Consider the following 20,726-nt stretch of genomic DNA (forward strand, 5'->3'; position numbering starts at 1 on the left):
CTTTTTTGGTAAAAGAGGGGAAGGCTATGCCATCAATGCGGTTAAAATGAGAGCAATTGAAATACTCGTTGCCATTTCTACACAAGCAACGCCTATATTTTGTTGTTGATCAACTTCTTCAACTAAGTTAATTCCCCACAGTACAATACGTTTGGCAATGGCTGTTAATATTGCGACTAAGAGAGTCATCACAACAGCAAATACAAACCAAGAGATTAAATTGTAAAATAAAGTTTCAGGTGAGTAGGTAAGAAAATGACTCGCAGCGGTAACAGCTAAAGCAGTACTAATTAATTGGCCAGCATAACGTATAGCAATTGCGGTTTGTCCACGTGTAAATGCTTCTTGTAAGCAATCGCCTTGATTATTTTTTGCGTATTGGCGCTCTTTTAAGCGAGTAACTAATAATAAAATAGCTTGAGAGATAATAAAGCCAGCAATGATGGCAATAAAAGTATCAAGGTCTAAACCATGAACCCAAAGTAAAACCGCGCGAATGATGATAGCCGTCGCAATGGCACCTGCAGCATCAACAATACCTATGGTTAAATTTTCATTGAGAATTTCTTGTGTTTTATTGATGTGTTGCAGTGATAATTTATCATGGATAACACGTCCAATTTTTATCAGTATCAAGCCTAATGTGCCATAAGCGAACATGCCAACAAATTCCATCCAGTAGCTTGGCGCATTTTCACCACTGATTGCACCTGTAAGAACAATACCTAAGGCGGCAACACTCCCTGCGACACTGATGCCAAAAGCAAAGTTATCTTTTTGTGCTAACTCTTGCGTAGAGTTAACTTTAGCCGATAAACCTGAAATAAAACGCATTGCACCTAATAAAACAATCGCAATAGAAATATCAATAACTAAGTAAATTAATAAATCTTGATTTAGGGCAGTAATTTCAAAAAATGTATTCATGTTAATTCCTATATCCTACTCGTTATTTGCCGCGTCTAAAGCTGCGAGATGTGGTGCTTTTGCTGTTTCTAAAGCTGGAGCTTTTTGAGTAGCTAGACTTCTTTGCGTATGAACTATTGGTACTAAATCGCTTTGCACTGGTTTGTGCCGTACTACTTTGTTTAGAAAGGCTAGATGACCCCGTCCGACTTTTACTGTAAGTACTGTTATATTTTTGACCGCGGCTTTGAAATGATTTTTTTGTACGGGTATCTAAATCATTTTGTTTTTTTAATTGGCTTGGTGAACTATAGCGAGTTCGGCCGTAATCATTATAATAACTGTAGTTTCTTGAACGACCCCAATCATTATATGAAGTGCGGCGAGAACCAAATACATCACCCATCATTGAATACATGCCATACCATGCCCAAAAAGACATACCATTGCTTCCTTGCGTCCAACTACCATAACTTGGATTGCCAATTAACTGTTCTCCGGTACCAAAGTCCTGAGCATTATTGGCTTGTTTACTTTGTGCTTTTGATAACGAGTTAACGCGCGGCAAAACCCCATCAGACATGTCAGCAAGCACATTGAGTGGATCGCTTAATGCGTCAGAGTAAAGTACTGGGTCAGCGGCAAGATAAATGTTAACCAGTTCATTGAAGATATCTTCTTTACTGGCAAACATACTTGGTTGATTTTTAATGGTTGCTAAACGGTCAAGTAGCGACAAATACATTGGACCTTTTGTCGTCGCATCTTTGTTAAATTCGTTAATTAATTGCGTAAGATGAGGTTTTTGCTGTTGAAGTTTTTCAGCATATTGATGAATTAAACTGGCATTACGTACCTGACCATCCGTTAAGGCGTCAGCTAATTGTTGAATACGAAGCTCAGTGATTGGCGTTTGTTGTTTAATTTTTTCTTCGAAGGGATCAGAGCAACCGACTAAGAAAATAATCAAGCTTAAAAAAGCGTATTTGATGTGTTGCATTCCTGCCATAGTGTCCTCAAAAATGCTATTATTAACATATACTCAGGTTATTTGAGTACGAATTTGCTATCTATATGTGTAATATATATAACACGTTATTAATAGCATCATAGACATAATATGTCTATTAATTCGTGATTTCATTTGAAATTCTTCTTCTTATCTTTTGCATAGTTAACAAATGGGTCATTAAATGAATAAATCAACTCAGCTACCAAATATACTCTCCCTGCAACAGCAAAAAAGCACGCAATTGTTTAATCATCAATACCCCGAAGCAACCGCTAATTTGTCCAAGCAACAACTCGCTGATTTTCATCAAGCATTAATGGCAAGTGACTTTATATTAAACAGTGCATTGCAGTGCCCTGACATTGTGGTGTCTTTATTTTCAAGTGAACGTGTTTACCAAACTGACTGTCCCAATTATCAGCAAATGCTTACTGAGCTGATTGCCCCTTGTGAAAGTGAAGAGCAATTACATAAAATCTTACGGCAGTTTCGTTTACAAGAGATGGTTAATATTGCCGTTGCTGACTTGTTGTTTGATCTTGAATTAACCTTGTCGTTAGAGCGTTTATCCGAACTCGCTGACCAGCTTATTTTAGCCGCATTAAACTGGTTAACATTACTCTGCCAAGAAAAATGGGGCATACCCAACAGCAAAAATGGTGAGGTTCAACAACTGTTAGTTTATGGGATGGGCAAGCTAGGTGGACGTGAATTAAATTTTTCTTCTGATATCGATCTTATTTTTACCTACCCAGAAATGGGAGAAACACAAGGTGCTAGGCGTAGTCTTGATAATCAGCAATTTTTTATTCGTTTGGCACAAAAATTAATTACTGCCTTACATCAAAAAACGGCCGATGGTTTTGTTTATCGCGTTGATATGCGTTTACGTCCTTTTGGTGAAAGTGGTCCGCTTGTTTTAACCTTTAATGCCATGGAAGATTATTATCAAGAGCAAGGGCGTGACTGGGAGCGCTATGCGATGCTCAAAGCGCGTCTTATTGGTCAGGGCAAATATCATGACCAACTTTCAACCATACTCAGACCTTTTGTTTATCGTCGCTATATTGATTTTAGTGTTATCGATAGCTTACGCCGTATGAAAATGATGATCGCCCAAGAAGTGCGTCGTAAACAATTAAATAACAACATAAAACTGGGTGCAGGCGGTATTAGAGAAGTTGAATTTATAGTGCAAGTGTTTCAGCTTATTCGTGGCGGGCGGATAAAAGAATTGCAACACCGCCGCTTATTAACGGTGTTACCTATTTTGGTCGAGAAAGAAGTTATTACCGCTGAGAATGAAGCCGTGCTGACCGATGCTTATTGTTTTTTACGGCGAGTAGAAAATATTATTCAAGCGTTAAATGATCAACAAACTCAGACCTTGCCAGATAATACCTTGGATCAAATGCGTTTATTATGGGCACTTCATCATAAACAATGTCAAACATGGCCAGACTTTCTTGATTTTTTAGCGTTGAAAATGAACAGCGTTCATCAGGAGTTTTGTGCACTCATTGGCGAAGAGAGTCCAAATCATCAAGCGAAAGATCAGCATTGGACGGCATTGTGGGACAGTAAATGGTCAGATGAGGAGAGTGTTGCTTGGATCGAACAGGTCAGCTTCTTCGTTGATGCTAAAAAAATATGGAGTTTGCTCGCTGAATTTAGAGCTGAGATGGAAAAGCGCAGTATCGGTAATCGTGGGCGCGGGGTACTTGATAAATTAGTACCCGTTTTAATGTGGCACATACAGCAAGAGCATAGTGGTCACTTTACGCTAGAGCGAGTCTTAATTATTTTTAATAAGATATCAACGCGTACCGCCTATATTGAATTATTATTTGAAAATGAAGGTGCACTGAAGCACCTCATTAAACTGTGCCATCAAAGTAGTTGGATCGCAGAGCATATTGCCAAGTATCCGATATTATTAGATGAATTAATCGATCCTAAATTGTTACACAATCCACCAGAACTGAGTAGTTATTCTGCTGACTTAAGACAAGCAATGTTGCGGATACCTGAGGATGATCAAGAGGCACAAATGGACATGCTAAGGCAATTTAAGCAAGCCCAACACTTGCGAATTGCGACTGGTGATATTTGTGGGATCTTACCCGTAACTAAGGTTAGCGATCATTTAACCGCTCTTGCTGAAGCCATTATTGAAGAAGTTATTCATTTAGCTTGGCAACAAATGGCTCAGCGCTTTGGCGTGCCAGAGTCGACAGTTGGTGAAAACCATAAAGGCTTTTCTGCTATTGGCTATGGAAAAATGGGCGGTATAGAATTAAGTTATAGTTCTGATTTAGATTTGGTTTTTGTTCATAATAGTCAAAGTAATGAAGTTACTAACGGTTTAAAGCAGCTCCCCGCTTCGCAATTTTATATGAAACTAGCACAGCGCATCATGCACATTTTTAATACACGTATGGCCAGTGGTATTTTATATGAATTAGATATGCGGCTGCGTCCTTCCGGTAACTCTGGTTTGTTGGTCGTTCATGTTGATACTTTCGCACAGTATCAGCGAGAAGAAGCATGGACATGGGAACATCAAGCGTTAGTCAGAGCTCGTACTGTATTTGGTAACCTTGAATTAGCGAATAAGTTTTCAGCCATTAGGCAAGAAATACTGACCTGCGTCCGTGAACGAGCAACTGTCAGTGCTGATGTCTTAAAAATGCGTGCAAAAATGCGTGCGCATTTAGATAAATCAACATCGGCTGACACTGACATCAAGCAAGGCGAAGGTGGGTTAGTTGATATCGAATTTTTAGTCCAATTTCTTGTGCTTAGCGAAAGTGCAAAGCACCCAGAGCTTTGCAAATATTCCGATAACGTGCATTTACTTAAAGGGCTACAACGCTGCGGAGTAATAAGCTCAGAGCAACAAAAGCAGCTAACGACTAGTTATTGCACATTACGTGATTTCGGTCACCACGCGACCTTAAAAAATGAGCAGCAATTATTGACTAAGGTCGACTTTGAGGCAATAGCTGAAAACGTTGCTGCTATTTGCCTGTCATTGTATGAAGAATCTTTATAGATATGTCTGATAACTACAAAGACGTTATTATTTAGCGTCTTTGAGACTTTTGCGGTAATAAAATACACTCTTCATCGAGGTAGGGTATATCTAAATCAATCAGTACTATGGCTCGTTGTTGATGACAAAAATAAACCTTGATACCTTCGCGAAAATGTCCTTCAACCGCTTTACCGACTTGGTAAGCTGTTTTGATGATTTCTTTATTAATGCGAAAAGGGTCTTTGACCAGAAAATCTCTATTTAACCACCAGATAACTTCTAAACCCTCACTATTTGCATATTCTGAAAGTTTTTGAAAGAGTGTTTCACCTAAGCGAAATGGGTGGTTTTCATTGGTGCCACGCCAGTTTTTTCGTAAGGGACGTGTGACCATGCGCCGAGCTTCTAGCAGTTTGACAATGTCACCCGTTGGCTCTTGCAAGTAAACTATATTATTGCGAATTTTTGGACCTGAACTGCCATCGTCACCATGTAAGTTGGCGTAAAAGCGAGATAAACCATCTGCTGCCGCATTATTACTTTTTATTTTTGAAGTCGAGGACTCTGATGCCAGAACGGCTTTATCTGCTGGTTTAATCGGCGCAACTTCTATTGTTGCCTGGGTATCATCTGACAAAGAAGAAAATAGCTCTTCTTGGTTGTCAAATAATAAAAAAGCTAAAGCAATTAGAATTGAGCCAAAAATAATGTTGCGTAACCAAAAGTTCATATAAGGCTTTCTTAGTTATGAGGCCATATGGAAAATTCCAGTATGGTGTACCTATAATAAATACTACCATACTGAAAAGTTGTTATTTATACAATGCTGATGATTTCAACCATGACTTATTTGTAAAGTGAAGGGTCATCTTCATTGGGTCTTGTTTTAAAACGTCGATGTAACCACATGTATTGTTCAGGCTTAAACATAATGGCTTTCTCTAACTCTTGGTTGATGCGAATAACATCAGCCTCGTCATTATCGGTAGGGAAATTCTCCATCATCGGCTTTATTTCTAAAGTGTATCCGCTGCCATCATCATTTCTGGTCGGTATGAGTATGTGATTTTGTACGTTTTTCTGGCGAGCAAAAATTAATGTACCCGTGGTTGTTGCAGCATCAGGTACAGCAAAAAAAGGCACAAATAAACTGCGGTTTCGACCATAATCTTGATCGGGCAAATAAACACAAACTTCTTTATCACGTAGTGCCTTCATTAAGCCCTTAACGTCGCGCTTACCCAACATGTATTTATTGGAGCGGCCACGACCTCTAAACTGAAAAAATTCCATCAGTTGATTATTGTGGGGGCGATAAAAAACCACCGTAGGGTGGCCAGTACCAATGCCACGACAGTTAATTTCTACACTTAAGTAGTGCATAGTTAAGAGTAAAACACCTTTACCTTCTCGATGGGCTTTTTCTAGGTGCTCAAGGCCAACAATCTTTGTTTTTCGTCTAACTCGCCAATCTGGCCACCACCAGCCCATGCCGGTTTCAAATAAGGCGATGCCGGTGTTTTCAAAGTTTTTCTTTAAAATACGGGTACGTTCTTGTACCGACATTTCTGGAAAACACAGTTGCAAGTTTTTCATCGCTACCGTTTTGCGACTTGAGCCTATTTTATACAGTAAGCGCCCGAGCATCCTGCCAAGCATTAATTGTAATTTATAAGGCAACCATGAAATGGTATAGAGAATAATTACCCCAAACCAAGTTAACCAATACTTAGGCAATAGGAAGGATATTTTAAAATCAGGTTGTAAAACTTTATTTTTACTCACGGGATGATGTCAACTCATTGAAATTCATGTGATACAATATTAACCATTATATCTGTATATCCATAAAGAGTTAAGAGGCATAGGATGAAAGTAGACATTCCCGCTTTTGAGCAAGCAAGTGTGTTGGTTGTTGGTGATATTATGTTAGATCGATATTGGTACGGTCCAACACATCGTATATCTCCAGAAGCCCCCGTTCCAGTTGTTAAAATTAATCAAGATGAACATCGCCCCGGCGGTGCGGCAAATGTTGCATTAAACATAGCTTCTATTGGTGGAAGAGCCACTCTCGTTGGCATTACTGGCGATGATGAAGCCGCTCAGCATTTGAAAAAAAAGCTATCAGCATTAAATATTCATTGTGAATTTGATCAACAAGCTAATATTCCCACGATCACTAAATTACGTGTCATGAGCCGAAATCAGCAGTTGATCCGCTTAGATTTTGAAGAGTCTCTTAGCGAAGTAAATAAAAAAGTACTTGAAGAAAAAGTAGCTGCCCAATTAGTTAATCATGACTTACTCTTGTTGTCTGATTATAGTAAAGGTACGTTATCTGACGTTCAAAATTTAATTGCTATAGCTAAAAAGCAAGGGAAAGCTGTTTTAGTTGATCCCAAAGGTACCGATTTTGAACGCTATCGTGGTGCAACTTTATTAACACCCAACCTATCCGAATTTGAAGCTGTGGTTGGCGCATGTAAAACAGAAAATGATATTGTCACTAAAGGTCAGGCACTGTTAGTACATCTTGATTTAGAAGCAATGTTAGTGACGCGCAGTGAACAAGGAATGACCTTGCTTCGTCGAGATCATGACGAATTCCATTTACCGACTCGAGCGCGTGAGGTTTATGATGTAACCGGCGCAGGTGATACGGTTATTGCGACCCTTGCTTTGGCTATTGCAGCAAAAGCTGAATATACCCAAGCGAGTGCTTTAGCCAATATTGCTGCCGGTATTGTTGTTGGCAAATTAGGGACATCAACCGTTAGCGAGACCGAATTATTAGCTGAAATATCGACAGGACAAGAAAGTGGTTTTGGAGTTGTCAGCGAAGAGCAATTAAAAATAGCGGTTAAATTAGCAAAAGCTCGTGGTGAAAATATTGTCATGACCAATGGCTGCTTTGATATTTTACATGCGGGTCATGTTTCGTATTTAGCCCATGCTGGTACTTTAGGCACTCGTTTGATTGTTGCTGTTAATGACGATGCTTCTGTAAAAAGATTAAAAGGCAGTGGACGACCGGTTAACCCTACCGACAGACGAATGGCAGTTTTAGCTGGTTTAGGCGCTGTTGACTGGGTAGTGAGTTTTTCAGAAGACACCCCTCAACGTATTATAAGTAACATTCTCCCTGATATATTAGTTAAAGGGGGGATTATAAAGTTGAAGATATTGCTGGCGGTAAAGAAGTGATGGCCAATGGCGGCACAGTTAAAGTACTTAACTTTGAAGAAGGTATTTCCACGACCGATATCATCAACTCTATTCGTTTGAAGTAGTCTACCTATTTTACCGATATTATTAACTCGATTAAAACTGAAGTAATAAAGCGAAGCAATGAAAAAGCAGCTATATTAGCTGCTTTTTTCTTTAGAGACATCAGTAACCTAATGCGTATTAGCTCTCTAAGTAGTCTGTCGCTTTAACATTGAATTCAGCCAGTAAGTCATTAATCAAACGATTAATTTCTCCAGCCATTAAGGCAAAGTCTGCATCAAGTTTTGCTATAACGTCGTCACTATCGATATCGTCATTTTGTTCTTGTAAGACATCAAAAAACTTTAAACGTTTAATCGCTAGATCGTCACAAAGAATAAACGACATCGCTTCATCCCATTCAAGTGCTAATTTCACTACGTATTTATCAGCGTCTAAATGGGTTTTAATTTCATCGCTATCAAGATCTTGATTTTTAACACGAACTACCGCGCCATCATCGCCTAAGGCATGAAACTCTGCTTCCATACCTAAAGTAAAGTTGTCGCCAATGCTTTTCTCGTTTAACCAGTCAGTCATCAATTCATCAGGCGCTTTTTCTGGTGAAACACTTGTTACGGGTAAAGTACCAATAACTTTGCGCAACAAGGCTAATAAATCTTCAGCTTTACCGCGGCTACCTGAGTTTACAACAATAAGGTTATGCTCAGCATTAATGTAAGCATGGGTATCGGTAACGCGAGAAAACGCCCGAGGTAGTAGTTCAAAAATGATATCTTCTTTAAACTGTTCTCTTTCTTTTTTAGTTGCGCTGCGCGCTTGTTCAACTTCAAGTTGAGCAACTTTTGCTTCAATCATATCTTTTACAACGGGAGCAGGAAGAATTTTCTCTTCTTTTCTTGCGCAAACTAAAAGGTTGCCGTTAGCGGCATGAACCGTTGAATGGCCATGTTTACCCAAAGCATTTACCCAACCAAAATGCGATTGTTCTGTTGACCCACAAGGGGTGAATAAATGTTCAGCTAAGTGTTTTTCTAATTGATCTTCTGATAATGCAAAAGGGCGAGTAAATGTGAAAAAGTATAGGTTTTTGAACCACATAGAAGTTTCCTGCGCCGCTGGAGCACTAAGTGCACCGGCTGATAAATTTTAAAAGAGCAATATAGTAACTTAAATATCAGCTATTAGCACTCACTTGCAGAGTCTTACTGTTAAGATATCGCAATGAAGAATATTTTAACGCATATCATTAAATTCAATATCATAGCTAAGACCTTGTCCAACCTCAGAATGTGCGACTATTGTGCCATTCAATGTGTCAGTAACTAATTCGTTAATGATATGAGTGCCTAAGCCTGTGCCTCCAGTACCACTTTTGGTGGTATAAAAAGGGTCAAATATTTGTGGTAATTTATTTTGAGGAACACCAACACCATTATCTTGGTAATGCAGATATAAACGTTCACCTTTTAGTTTTGCACCTATGGTAATCGTGCCATTCTCTATACCATCAAATCCATGGATAATAGAATTAATTATTAGGTTAGTAAATATTTGTGATATTGCCCCCGCATGGCAATAAATGTCAATATTATCAACACAGTTTACGTTAATCGTATGTTTAGTTTTCTTTAATTTTGGCTGCAAAGATTGAATGATTTCATGCAGGTATTGTGCAACATTAATCTTGCGTGTTTTATTGCTGGTTTGATCAACAGCGACTTGTTTATAACTGGTGATCAAATCAGATGCGCGATTAAGATTGTTAAAGAGTAAATGTAAACTTTGGTCAGCATTTTTAGTGAAGTCATCTAATGATCGTTTGGTTAGTTTTTGGTCGTCGACATCATTTTTTAACGAATTTAACAAATCTGATAAATAACTGGTTGAGGTAATACTGACACCAATAGGGGTATTAATTTCATGGGATATTTCCGCGGATAATTTACCTAAAATAGCCATTTTTTCTGCATCAAGTAAACGTTCTTGCGCTTTTTTGAGTTCTAGAATCGAGTTTTTTAATTCTTGGTTGGTCTTTGTTAAGGTTTGTTCTGTTTGGCTGCGGCGAATATTTTCAGCTTTTAACTGTTTTTGTTGCTCGATAAGTTCACGCTGTTGTTTATTCATTTCAAGCATGGTGGTACTTAGCGATGATGTTTTTTTAGCGACTTCTTGTTCTAATACTAAATTTTGATCGTCAAGTTTATGATTCGCCATTAATATTTCTTGCTTTGCGGTACTCAGTCGATTTTGATATTGCACCAGCTCATCGAGCAGATTGTTGTAAGCTCTTTGTAAAATGTTCAGCTCGTTATTTTCATAATTCATGGTATGAAGCTTTGAAGCTTCGGGATCGTCTATATCAAAATGGTTAATTTGTTCTGTCAGTTCATTAAGCGGATTTGTTAATAAGCTGGAAAAGGCGAGGGAAAATAAAATAACTAACGCGGCTGTTTTTACCATCGCATTACCGATTAAAAAATATATACCCACTTCAATACGATCGAAAATCACTTCATTACTTGATAAGAGAACGACGGTCCCCACTTTTGTTGTTCGACCAGAAAACTCAAAGATGAGTTGAAATGAATGGCCGAATAATCCTTCAGCAAAAGAGCTAATGACAGTAGATTCACTATTTAAGGTGACTTTATCTACTTGATTAAGAAGTTCACCCTCGGAATACTCACCTAATTGCGCAATGATTTGATCATTTTCATCGGTAACAACAATCCCTTTTATCATAGGAATGGCGACTAATCCCACAGCAATATCAACAGCTTGCTGCGTATTTAACTCCCAAACAGCACGTGTTAAACTGCTGCTAAATGTTTTTTCTAAGGTCAGTAACTCACTGTTTATGTGGCTCTTAGTGTTAATGTATTCAGCACCAATTTGCACGCAGGTGACAATAAAGGTTAAAACAAAATAAACCGAGAGCACTCGGGTCAATAGTTTTCGAGAAATGCTTGTTACCTTCATTTTATCTTCTTTATTATGATACCTAGCTTAATTCTAGACATTTTACGGTAGGTTAAAAGTATTTTCTGCTATAAGAATGATTTTTATTCAATATAAAGTGTTTTATCTCTTTTTAAACGAAATAATTTTTTCTTTTAAATTGCTTTGGCTTATACGAAGTCTTTCTTAGCTAAATTTATCAAATTGTCATAAACTTTTAAAAAATAATTCATAATGTCACAAAAATGTCATATAAATTAGGCAGAATATGCGGCAAATAATTAGTTAATTTAAATCGTTCTTAATATAAAAGACTCTGTCACCCAATAAGGTATATATATGAAAATTTCTTACAGCACTCTTGCAGCGGCATTATTATCAACTCTTTCTGTATCAGCGTTTGCTGGTGATGTTGATATCTATGGTAAAGCCAATGTTACAGTTCAGTCATCAGATGACGGTACTGGTACTTACTCTGAAGTTAAAAGCAACGCTTCACGTATAGGTTTTAAAGGTGGTCAAGATTTGGGTAATGGCCTTGAAGTTATTTTTAAAGCCGAGTTTCAAGTCGACCTTGATGGTGATAGTGACAAGGGTGATAGCATTACTGACCGTAATCAATACATTGGTTTGAAAGGTAATTTCGGTGAAGTATTGTTAGGTATTAACGATACCGTGTTAAAACAGTCACAAGGCAAGGTTGACTTATTTAGTGATTTAAACGCAGATATTAAACAGCTCTGGAAAGGTGAGAACCGCATGAGCGACACGGTTACTTACAAATCACCTAAGGTTAACGGTTTTCAACTGGGTGTTACTTATATTGCAGAAGATGAGGTTGATGGACAAGATGGTACTTCAATGGCCCTTTTTTATGGTGATAAAGCGCTTAAAAAATCTAAGTTCTATGCTGCTATCGCGGTAGACTCAGAAGTAAAAGGTTATGATGCGGCCCGTTTAACCGTGCAGGGTAAACTCGCTGGTTTTACGTTAGGTGCTATTGTTCACAGACAAGAAAAAGTTTCTGATGGCAGTGATGTCGAAGGTTTGTTGTTTTCAGCAAAATATGGCTTTGATAAAATTACAGTTAAAGGACAAGTACAAACGGCTAATTATGATGGCGGCGATCGCCGTTCAGGTATGACTGTTGGCGTGGATTACGCCTTAGCGAAAAGTACTAAACTTTTTGCTTTTTACACGAGTTTTGATCTCGACAATGAAGCTGATCAAGATTACTTAGCGACAGGCATAGAATACAAGTTTTAATTAATCACCGTATAGTAAAGATAAAAAAGCGACTTTTGGTCGCTTTTTTTATAACTAGCGCTTTAGATGAAGATTAATAAATTAAGCTTTTGGCATGAAGATAAATGAATTAAACTTGTTGTGTGTAATATAAATGTCATAAAAAGTTATCACAATGGTCAATAAGTAAAGTGTAGTTAGACAACGGGAAGTTTACATGAATAGACAAATATTGGTTGTTGAAGATGAAGCGCCGATCAGGGAAATGATTACTTTTGTATTAGAGCAAAATGGTTTTAATGCTATTGAAGCTGAAGATTACGAACAGGCAAAAGCAAAGATTGTTGAGCCTTATCCTGATTTGATTTTATTGGATTGGATGCTGCCCGGAGGCACAGGTGTTAAGCTTGCTAAATCATTAAAACAGAATGAATATACGCGATCTATTCCTATTATAATGTTAACTGCTCGTGCCGATGAAGACGACAAGGTTAAAGGTTTTGATGCGGGTGTTGATGACTATGTTACTAAGCCATTTTCGCCGAAAGAGCTTATAGCGCGTATCAAAGCTGTTATTCGCAGAGTTTCTCCAACTGCGCTCGAAGAAGCCATTGAATTTCATGGTATGAAACTTGACCCCATCGCCCACCGTGTTTCAATTAATGACCGCTCACTCGAGCTTGGACCAACGGAGTTTCGTTTATTACACTTTTTTATGACTCATACCGAGCGTGTTTATAGCCGTGAACAATTACTTGATAATGTTTGGGGTACCAATGTTTATGTAGAAGACCGAACGGTAGATGTTCATATTAGACGATTACGCAAAGCGATTACTGGCGAAGGGCATGAAGACTTTATTCAAACCGTTCGAGGCTCTGGCTACCGATTCTCCGGAAAGCTTAAAACGAGTGCGTAATACATAAGTATGCATTTTTATTATTATTTATAGGTAAAAACGACTCACTATGTATTTTCGTTTATCCGTAAAAAGTATTATCACGCGTTTACTGACTATATTGTCGGTAAGCGCGTTATTTGGTTTTTTAATTGGCCAAACTCTCCTCGTACTCTGTATCAGTACCTTGGTTATTTTATGTTGGCATTATCACCATTTGCTTAAACTGATCAAGTGGCTGTGGCGCAGTAAGTCACTCTCTCCTCCACAATCTGAAGGTATCTGGGGGAAAATATATGATGGCCTGTACCGACAAATCAGACAGCATCGCCACAAACAAAAACAGCTAAACGAAAGAATTAGAAAATTCAGGGATGGTGCTGAAGCATTACCTGATGCTGCCTTAGTCTTATCTGATGAACTGACTATTTTGTGGGGTAATAAGAAAGCTCAGCGCATTTTAGGTATTCGTTGGCCGAGTGATGTTGGTCAACGTATTGACAACCTTATTCGTTTTCCTGAATTTTCTAAATATCTAGAACTTGGTAATTTTGAACAGCCCTGTCATATTATTTCACCTATTAACAGCGAATTACAGTTAGAGCTGCGCTTAATGGCTTATGGAAGTGACCAAGTACTCTTTCTTGCCCGAGACGTCAGTAAAATTAAAAGATTAGAAGAAATGCGGCGTGACTTTGTTGCCAATGTTTCTCATGAACTCAAAACACCGCTTACCGTGGTGCGTGGTTATGTGGAAATGATACTGACCACTGAGCATGCGCTCGAGCCTCATTGGCAAAAAGCTTTTAGCACTATTGAAACTCAAGTATCACGTATGGACCGCTTAGTAGAACAGTTATTAGTTTTATCACGTGTAGAAAATCATGCCGATGAAGAAAATAAACAACTTGTTGATATGCCTAAACTAATTAAAACATTGGTCGACGATGCCACTTGGCTTAACCAAGATAAACAACACAAAATTACTGCTGATCTTAATGATGACTTATGGATTGAAGGCATAGATACTGAATTGAAAAGTGCTTGTGTTAACTTAATATCTAATGCTATTGCTTATACGCCTGCCCATGGTTCTATAGACATTTTATGGCAACGAAGTGGTAATAAGGCTAAGTTTTCTGTTAAAGATAATGGTCCTGGTATTCGTCCTGAACACGTTAACCGGATCACAGAACGATTCTTTAGAGTAGACAAGTCACGTTCTCGTGACACTGGTGGTTCAGGGTTAGGTCTATCAATTGTTAAACATGTTTTACATCACCATAATGCCGAATTAGCCATTGAAAGCGAGTGGGGCAAGGGCAGTGAGTTCATTATTTACTTTGAAGCATTAAATAAAAAATAACCTTATTTACCGCACCTTATTCACTAGTGAGTAAGGTGCCGATAGCGCTTTATTTGCTAAACGTGGCTTATCTACCAAGGTTAACTAACTTCAGCACACGCTAAATTTTTATCATTATAATAATTATGCCGTGGTATTTTTATCCTAATCTTTTATCTGAAAATTCACCGCTTTAATGATGAACGCTATTATTTGATGTGTTAATTCTTATTTCGCCGTAAGTTCCAGTAATACTACTCGTTATAAAGTCGTAGCTAGGGTCTAACTATTCGCCTTTATCTTTGAACTAAGGAGAGAAATTGACTAAATGTTGTTTATATACCTATATATCGATCACTGTAATATAAGTGTCATAAACCTTAAATATAATTGTCACATAAACTTTATATAGTGTTCATAAATTAATTAGCCCCAAACAAATTAATAATAATTTAATGGGGACAACACTCTCAGTGGAGAATAACATGGGTTTTAAACGTGCTTTAGGCGTTATAGGTTTAGCAAGCTTGGTGAGTTTCTCATCATTAGCAATGGATAAAAATTTACCTGAATATAAAAAAGTCAGTGGTATTTCAGGTAACTTATCTTCAGTGGGTTCAGATACCTTAGCAAACATGATGACATTCTGGGCTGAGGAGTTTAAGCGCACTTACCCAAATGTGAATATACAAATTCAAGCCGCTGGTTCATCTACTGCGCCACCAGCATTAACAGAAGCCACTTCAAACTTAGGCCCTATGAGCCGTAAGATGAAGTCGCGTGAAATAGAAGCATTCGAAAAACGTTACGGCTATAAGCCAATGGCGGTTCGTGTTGCTATTGACGCATTAGCGGTATTTGTTCATAAAGATAACCCTATTAAAGGATTACGTATTGATCAAGTCGATGCTATTTTCTCAAATAACCGCAAATGTGGTGCTGATAAAGATGCAGACCGTTGGGGCGACTTAGGTTTAACAGGTGACTGGGAAGCAAAAGACATTCAACTTTATGGTCGTAACTCAGTTTCTGGTACTTACGGTTATTTTAAAAAGAAAGCCCTTTGTAAAGGTGATTTTAAAAACACGGTTAATGAACAACCAGGCTCAGCTTCAGTCGTTCAATCAGTATCTTCTTCACTAAACGGTATTGGATATTCTGGTATCGGTTATACAACTTCAGGTGTTCGTGCTTTAGCTTTGTCTAAAAAAGGTGACAACTATGTTGAAGCTAATATGGCGAATGCTATATCGAAAAAATACCCACTATCTCGTTTCCTATACGTTTATGTAAATAAGCATCCAAACAAGCCATTAGCGCCAATGGATGCTGAATTTTTAACTATGGTACTTTCTAAGTCAGGTCAAAAGATTGTTGAGAAGGATGGTTATATTCCATTACCGAACTCAGTTGTTCAAAAAGAATTGAAAAAATTAGGTATTAAGCTTTAAGTAAAAGCACCAATACCACTTTGAAAAGGCCTGGCTTATGTCAGGCCTTTTTGTTTTCTATGGCACTCGTAAAAACCTAAAAGTTCATCAAAATCATTAGGGGAGGTAAGGCCATTTTCAGTTAATACTTATTTTTTTAGTTTTTTAGTTTAGTCGCCAGGAGTTAACCGTAACTTTACGGGAGCATTATTGAAGGGGAAAGAGGAGGGATCTTGTTTACTAGATTCTTTTTAACATCAGGGTTAAGCAAGTCTATGAATAAAATATCACGGGATTATCAAGCCCAAAGAAGTATTGATAAGTGGGCTAATAAAACCGTGTAGATTAAGTTACTATTCAACAGATTAACGGGAAATATCAATCATTAAATCGTCAGCAAGATCTTCTAATGCATTTATTAAGCTTGGTGTTTGTTCTTTATTAACCGCTAAGGTTATTTTTGCTTTAAATAGTCGCTGGCCAGTATGTGGCGCATTATCTTGCTCGCTGACAAGCTTTATCATGTTACCCCCTTGATGGTGAATAACCGCAGATATTTCTTCTACAATACCTTCTCGATCGTTTGCTGTTAGCTCTAAAACTACCGGTGATTCATCGTTTATTTGGCTAGGGGCAGTTTTTTCGATAATGACTTTAAAACCGTCCAGTGTTGTAATTGCACGAGTTAGCGCTTCACATTGAGCTTGCTCTACCGCTATTTCGAGTACACCAGCAAAACAGCCCGACAAATGATGTAAACTACTGGTTTGCCAGTTACCTTGGTGTTGTTTAATGACTTTGGATAAAGTTTCGACTAAACCAGGACGGTCTTTGGTAATAAATGAAATAACTAAGTGATTCATAATGTTCCTCTATAAAGCAAGGCGAATGTCATCATATTAAGCAAGGCGTGATAATTGTGAAAGTTCTTTATGTAACTGGCTTTCATCACCTAAATTTAATTCAACTAACCGTCTTAAATGGGTCACACTGTCAATATCGATAGCATTACATTGCAAGCCTACTTCACACTGTAAACCTAGCTTGTCATTTTCTTCATGAACGACAGCAATATGCATTTCAACGATTGATTCGCCATTAACTAAGTCAAAATGTAATAAGCCTAACTTACCTTTTAATGACTTTTCAGCTTTAGGCATAGTAACCAAAGCGCCATTAAGTGAAATGTCGTGGATAGTAACTGGATAATTCTGCTGTTCAACCTCTAATATCGCATTGATTGAAAACAAAACTCGCGTGAATTGACGTCTATTTTCCATTGCTTAAGTTCAAATTATAAATGGGTATCTTCAGCATAGCTCCCTTTTAGCAAAAAGGCACTTTATTCGTGTGGATTTTTATAAAACCACAAAAATAAAGTGCCGATAACTATTTAATAACTAATAGATAATTTAAAAATTATCTATTAGCTTTAGCTTAGCCAATTTTTTTGTATCTAATTCTGTGAGGCTCAGTCGCCGCAGGGCCCAGTGTTTTCTTTAACCAAGCTTCATAGTCAGTAAAATTACCTTCATAGAAGTTAATCTTACCTTCATCACGGTAATCTAAAATGTGAGTTGCAATGCGGTCAAGGAACCAACGGTCATGCGAGATAACCATGGCACAACCAGGGAACTCTAACAACGCTTCTTCAAGCGCACGTAAAGTTTCAACATCAAGATCGTTGGTTGGTTCATCAAGCAGTAATACGTTACCGCCGGTTTGCACTAGTTTAGCTAAATGAACTCGGTTACGTTCACCACCAGACAACTCACCGATGATCTTTTGTTGATCGTTACCTTTAAAGTTAAAACGGCTGACATAAGCACGGCTTGGAATTTCAAAATTACCAATTTGTAATATCTCATGGCCTTGAGATATTTCTTGGTAGACGGTTTTACTATTGTCCATGTCATCACGGAACTGATCTACACTGGCAAGTTTAACCGTATCACCTAACTCTACATTACCTGAGTCTGGTTTTTCTGCGCCTGACATTATTTTAAACAATGTTGACTTACCTGCGCCGTTTGGTCCGATAATGCCAACAATAGCACCTTTTGGCACACTAAAACTTAAGTCATCAATGAGTACTCTGTCACCAAAAGATTTTGTTAAGTTATTAACATCTAAAACCTTATCCCCTAGACGAGGTCCAGGTGGAATGTAAAGTTCGTTGGTTTCATTACGTTTTTGATGATCTTGACTATTAAGCTCTTCAAAGCGCGCCATACGGGCTTTACTTTTTGATTGACGAGCTTTCGGATTTGAACGCACCCATTCAAGTTCTTGCTTGATGGTTTTTTGTAGTGCACTTTCACCTTTACTTTCTTGTGCAAGACGTGCATCTTTTTGTTCTAGCCATGAAGAATAGTTACCTTCATAAGGAATACCGTGCCCTCTATCAAGCTCTAGAATCCAACCCGCTACATTATCAAGGAAGTATCTATCATGGGTAATTGCTACCACAGTGCCTGGATAATCGTGTAAGAATCGCTCTAACCAAGCAACAGACTCAGCATCTAAATGGTTAGTGGGTTCATCAAGTAATAACATGTCTGGTTTTTCGAGCAATAAACGACAAAGCGCGACACGACGGCGTTCACCACCACTTAGTACCGCGATTTTTTGATCCCATTCAGGTAAGCGTAAAGCATCAGCCGCACGTTCTAAAACGTTATCAAGATTATGACCATCTTGCGCATTAATAATATCTTCTAAATCGCCTTGCTCTTTGGCTAAGGCATCAAAATCAGCGCCTTCTTCTGCATATTCGTTATAGACTTGGTCTAAACGAGCCATAGCATTTTTAACTTCAGCAACCCCTTCTTCAACAGCTTCACGCACTGTTTGGCTTTCATCAAGTTGAGGCTCTTGCGGTAAGTAACCAATTTTTGTACCGGCTAGAGATGTTGCTTCACCTTCAAAATCTTTATCAACACCTGCCATAATTCGAAGCAGCGTTGATTTACCTGAACCGTTTAAACCTAAAACACCAATTTTAACGCCAGGGAAAAATGAAAGACTAATATCTTTAAGTATTGTTCTTTTAGGTGGAACCACTTTTGATACGCGGTTCATCGACATGATAAATTTATCTGGTAATGGTTGTGCCATGAAAAACCTTATTATTTGAAGGAAAAAGTAACTTGTCGATATTTTAGGTTAAAGGGGCTAGGCAAGCAAATGTGTTTGAATCGTTTTAGCGCTGGTGTTTAAAAAAAAGCGGTTTGTAGATAATAAACTGGTTTTAAAAGAGAGCTTTTAAAACCAGTTATTCGATCTCACCGGTTATACGCCTAATAATATGAATTAAAAAACCAGGTTAAAGGTGTACTTTTAATTGCTCAACGATAGCGAAAAAGGTGGGTCTTTTAAACGTATCGGCTTGCATACAACGCTCTTTTATTATCAACAGCGCTTGGTATTGCGCAGTGTTTTCTAGATGAAGAGACAAAGGCAATAAATCATCTAATAAACAGCCTAAAGCTCTCACTTCTATCGCTTGCATTGCTTTTTGTTGTGTTTCAGGCAAAACCTTTAAGTTAGAAGCGGCACCAAAATCACCAAACAGCATATTTGCGTTTTCATCGACCATAGTATTGTGAGCATAGATGTCACCATGGCTGACTTTATTTTCATGTAAATGACGTAAAGTATCAGCCATGCTAAGGACTATTTTTATTATCTGACTTGTTGTTAATGTGGCAGATGTAGGGAACGTATCACGAGTACAGCTTGTTAATGAAGGGGGTAAACCTAAGTTATAAAAACGCTGGGGAATTAACTCCATGATTAAAGAAAGTTGCTCTTTCGACATAATTTTAGCAATGACTTTGATTAAGTTTTTATGTTCACCGGCTTGCAAGCAATTATTTAGTTCATCAATAGGGTAACCATCACTGGTTATTTCACCTTTAAAAATCTTTACTGCTATATCGTCATCTGAATCAATGGTGATAGGTTTAGTTAACCATGTTGCTTGATGAATTATCCCTGATGCGCCTTCACCTAATTTTTGTTTTAGTTGAAAGTCTTGTGGTGAAATACTTGGTATCTGATCAATGACTGGTTGAACACTACGCGTTAACTTATTACCCGAAAAAGCTAGCCACGCCAATTTAGGTAGTTGAAAGAGCCAATCGGGAAGTGTGATTAACTGATTAGCCGAAAGACGCATTAATTCTAAATTTTTACAGTTCTTCATACTATCGGGCAGTTGCTGTAATAGATTGCCAGCCAATGCTAATTTTTGTAAACGGCTTAGCTTGCCCATTGAATGGGGTAGTGCTGATATTTTATTATCAGTTAATATCAACCAACGTGTTGCTGTTGGCAGCACGTCTTCATCTACTCGGCTTAATTGATTACCCTTGAAACTGATCATTTCTAGTTGTGGGCAAGCTGCTAAAACTTCAGGAATACTTTTAAAGTTATTATTAGTTAAAAATAATATCTTTAACTTCTTCAATGAAGAAAACTCACAGGGTAAAGCCGTTAATTTGTTATTTGCTAAGTCTAATACTTCAAGAGAGTTTGCTAATGAAAAGATTTTTTGCGGAAATTCAGTTAAATTCTCACTGAGGGTTAAATGCGTTATATCTGAATATTTACCTGAATTGAGCTGGGCTAATGTTTGCAAGATAAAGCCTAATAGGGCG

Annotated in this window: 15 protein-coding genes and 1 pseudogene; 6 read left to right on the forward strand and 10 right to left on the reverse strand. The window is 37.9% G+C overall.

The window, feature by feature from the left end:
- Window positions 1-24 precede the first annotated feature (24 nt).
- Both A3Q34_RS14070 and A3Q34_RS14075 read right to left on the reverse strand, forming a co-directional pair.
- Window positions 25-927 carry a DUF350 domain-containing protein gene (locus A3Q34_RS14070; protein WP_070375924.1) on the reverse strand — a complete coding sequence of 301 codons (903 nt, stop codon included), beginning with the start codon at window positions 925-927 and terminating at the stop codon, window positions 25-27.
- Window positions 928-949: 22 nt separating this feature from the next.
- Window positions 950-1,915 carry a hypothetical protein gene (locus A3Q34_RS14075; RefSeq protein ID WP_070375925.1) on the reverse strand — a complete coding sequence of 322 codons (966 nt, stop codon included), beginning with the start codon at window positions 1,913-1,915 and terminating at the stop codon, window positions 950-952.
- A gap of 184 nt (window positions 1,916-2,099) precedes the next feature.
- Here A3Q34_RS14075 and glnE point away from each other — a divergent pair, with 184 nt between their 5' ends.
- Window positions 2,100-4,973, forward strand: coding sequence for a bifunctional [glutamate--ammonia ligase]-adenylyl-L-tyrosine phosphorylase/[glutamate--ammonia-ligase] adenylyltransferase (glnE, locus tag A3Q34_RS14080; protein ID WP_070375926.1), 2,874 nt, complete (start codon window positions 2,100-2,102; stop codon window positions 4,971-4,973).
- A gap of 31 nt (window positions 4,974-5,004) precedes the next feature.
- Here glnE and A3Q34_RS14085 read toward each other — a convergent pair whose 3' ends face one another.
- Together A3Q34_RS14085 and lpxL are read right to left on the reverse strand one after the other, a co-directional pair.
- A complete protein-coding gene (locus A3Q34_RS14085) occupies window positions 5,005-5,685 on the reverse strand; it encodes a TcpQ domain-containing protein (protein WP_070375927.1) in 681 nt (226 codons plus the stop codon).
- Window positions 5,686-5,801: 116 nt separating this feature from the next.
- A complete protein-coding gene (lpxL, locus tag A3Q34_RS14090; protein WP_070375928.1) occupies window positions 5,802-6,740 on the reverse strand; it encodes an LpxL/LpxP family Kdo(2)-lipid IV(A) lauroyl/palmitoleoyl acyltransferase in 939 nt (312 codons plus the stop codon).
- A gap of 84 nt (window positions 6,741-6,824) precedes the next feature.
- Between lpxL and hldE the strand changes: the two are divergent.
- Window positions 6,825-8,248, forward strand: a pseudogene (gene hldE, locus A3Q34_RS14095) (bifunctional D-glycero-beta-D-manno-heptose-7-phosphate kinase/D-glycero-beta-D-manno-heptose 1-phosphate adenylyltransferase HldE).
- A gap of 118 nt (window positions 8,249-8,366) precedes the next feature.
- Here hldE and rdgC read toward each other — a convergent pair.
- Both rdgC and A3Q34_RS14105 read right to left on the reverse strand, forming a co-directional pair.
- The gene (rdgC, locus tag A3Q34_RS14100; protein WP_070375929.1) at window positions 8,367-9,287 is read right to left on the reverse strand and encodes a recombination-associated protein RdgC; all 921 of its coding nucleotides are present in this window, start codon (window positions 9,285-9,287) and stop codon (window positions 8,367-8,369) included.
- Window positions 9,288-9,422: 135 nt separating this feature from the next.
- A complete protein-coding gene (locus A3Q34_RS14105; protein WP_070375930.1) occupies window positions 9,423-11,168 on the reverse strand; it encodes a sensor histidine kinase in 1,746 nt (581 codons plus the stop codon).
- A 318-nt stretch (window positions 11,169-11,486) separates the two neighbouring features.
- Here A3Q34_RS14105 and A3Q34_RS14110 point away from each other — a divergent pair, with 318 nt between their 5' ends.
- The 4 genes from A3Q34_RS14110 to A3Q34_RS14125 all read left to right on the forward strand — a co-directional run bounded on the left by A3Q34_RS14110 (window position 11,487) and on the right by A3Q34_RS14125 (window position 16,086).
- Entirely contained in the window at window positions 11,487-12,413 is a 927-nt protein-coding gene (locus A3Q34_RS14110) for a porin (protein ID WP_070375931.1), read from the forward strand.
- 196 nt (window positions 12,414-12,609) lie between these two features.
- Window positions 12,610-13,311: a phosphate regulon transcriptional regulator PhoB gene (gene phoB, locus A3Q34_RS14115; protein WP_070375932.1), complete on the forward strand. Its 702-nt coding sequence runs from the start codon at window positions 12,610-12,612 to the stop codon at window positions 13,309-13,311.
- 49 nt (window positions 13,312-13,360) lie between these two features.
- Complete coding sequence (gene phoR / locus A3Q34_RS14120) at window positions 13,361-14,656, forward strand: phosphate regulon sensor histidine kinase PhoR (protein WP_070375933.1); 1,296 nt, start codon at window positions 13,361-13,363, stop codon at window positions 14,654-14,656.
- A 464-nt stretch (window positions 14,657-15,120) separates the two neighbouring features.
- Entirely contained in the window at window positions 15,121-16,086 is a 966-nt protein-coding gene (locus tag A3Q34_RS14125; protein WP_070375934.1) for a PstS family phosphate ABC transporter substrate-binding protein, read from the forward strand.
- Between the two features lie 344 nt (window positions 16,087-16,430).
- Here A3Q34_RS14125 and A3Q34_RS14130 read toward each other — a convergent pair whose 3' ends face one another.
- The 4 genes from A3Q34_RS14130 to A3Q34_RS14145 all read right to left on the reverse strand — a co-directional run bounded on the left by A3Q34_RS14130 (window position 16,431) and on the right by A3Q34_RS14145 (window position 20,707).
- Window positions 16,431-16,928, reverse strand: a complete 498-nt coding sequence (locus A3Q34_RS14130; protein ID WP_070375935.1) for a glycine cleavage system protein R — start codon at window positions 16,926-16,928, stop codon at window positions 16,431-16,433.
- A 36-nt stretch (window positions 16,929-16,964) separates the two neighbouring features.
- Window positions 16,965-17,345: a PilZ domain-containing protein gene (locus tag A3Q34_RS14135; RefSeq protein ID WP_070375936.1), complete on the reverse strand. Its 381-nt coding sequence runs from the start codon at window positions 17,343-17,345 to the stop codon at window positions 16,965-16,967.
- Between the two features lie 157 nt (window positions 17,346-17,502).
- The gene (gene ettA / locus A3Q34_RS14140; protein ID WP_070375937.1) at window positions 17,503-19,182 is read right to left on the reverse strand and encodes an energy-dependent translational throttle protein EttA; all 1,680 of its coding nucleotides are present in this window, start codon (window positions 19,180-19,182) and stop codon (window positions 17,503-17,505) included.
- Between the two features lie 208 nt (window positions 19,183-19,390).
- A complete protein-coding gene (locus A3Q34_RS14145; protein WP_070375938.1) occupies window positions 19,391-20,707 on the reverse strand; it encodes a leucine-rich repeat-containing protein kinase family protein in 1,317 nt (438 codons plus the stop codon).
- Window positions 20,708-20,726: the final 19 nt, after the last annotated feature.

Source organism: Colwellia sp. PAMC 20917, assembly GCF_001767295.1.
Lineage (GTDB): Bacteria > Pseudomonadota > Gammaproteobacteria > Enterobacterales > Alteromonadaceae > Colwellia_A.

What these genes read in the sequence shown, in the direction of transcription:
- ettA (WP_070375937.1), bottom strand. Translation starts at nt 19,182, where the DNA reads ATGGCACAACCATTACCAGATAAATTTATCATGTCGATGAACCGCGTA.
- phoR (WP_070375933.1), top strand. Translation starts at nt 13,361, where the DNA reads ATGTATTTTCGTTTATCCGTAAAAAGTATTATCACGCGTTTACTGACT.
- A3Q34_RS14125 (WP_070375934.1), top strand. Translation starts at nt 15,121, where the DNA reads ATGGGTTTTAAACGTGCTTTAGGCGTTATAGGTTTAGCAAGCTTGGTG.
- A3Q34_RS14110 (WP_070375931.1), top strand. Translation starts at nt 11,487, where the DNA reads ATGAAAATTTCTTACAGCACTCTTGCAGCGGCATTATTATCAACTCTT.
- A3Q34_RS14105 (WP_070375930.1), bottom strand. Translation starts at nt 11,168, where the DNA reads ATGAAGGTAACAAGCATTTCTCGAAAACTATTGACCCGAGTGCTCTCG.
- glnE (WP_070375926.1), top strand. Translation starts at nt 2,100, where the DNA reads ATGAATAAATCAACTCAGCTACCAAATATACTCTCCCTGCAACAGCAA.
- A3Q34_RS14135 (WP_070375936.1), bottom strand. Translation starts at nt 17,345, where the DNA reads ATGGAAAATAGACGTCAATTCACGCGAGTTTTGTTTTCAATCAATGCG.
- A3Q34_RS14070 (WP_070375924.1), bottom strand. Translation starts at nt 927, where the DNA reads ATGAATACATTTTTTGAAATTACTGCCCTAAATCAAGATTTATTAATT.
- A3Q34_RS14085 (WP_070375927.1), bottom strand. Translation starts at nt 5,685, where the DNA reads ATGAACTTTTGGTTACGCAACATTATTTTTGGCTCAATTCTAATTGCT.
- phoB (WP_070375932.1), top strand. Translation starts at nt 12,610, where the DNA reads ATGAATAGACAAATATTGGTTGTTGAAGATGAAGCGCCGATCAGGGAA.
- rdgC (WP_070375929.1), bottom strand. Translation starts at nt 9,287, where the DNA reads ATGTGGTTCAAAAACCTATACTTTTTCACATTTACTCGCCCTTTTGCA.
- A3Q34_RS14130 (WP_070375935.1), bottom strand. Translation starts at nt 16,928, where the DNA reads ATGAATCACTTAGTTATTTCATTTATTACCAAAGACCGTCCTGGTTTA.
- A3Q34_RS14075 (WP_070375925.1), bottom strand. Translation starts at nt 1,915, where the DNA reads ATGGCAGGAATGCAACACATCAAATACGCTTTTTTAAGCTTGATTATT.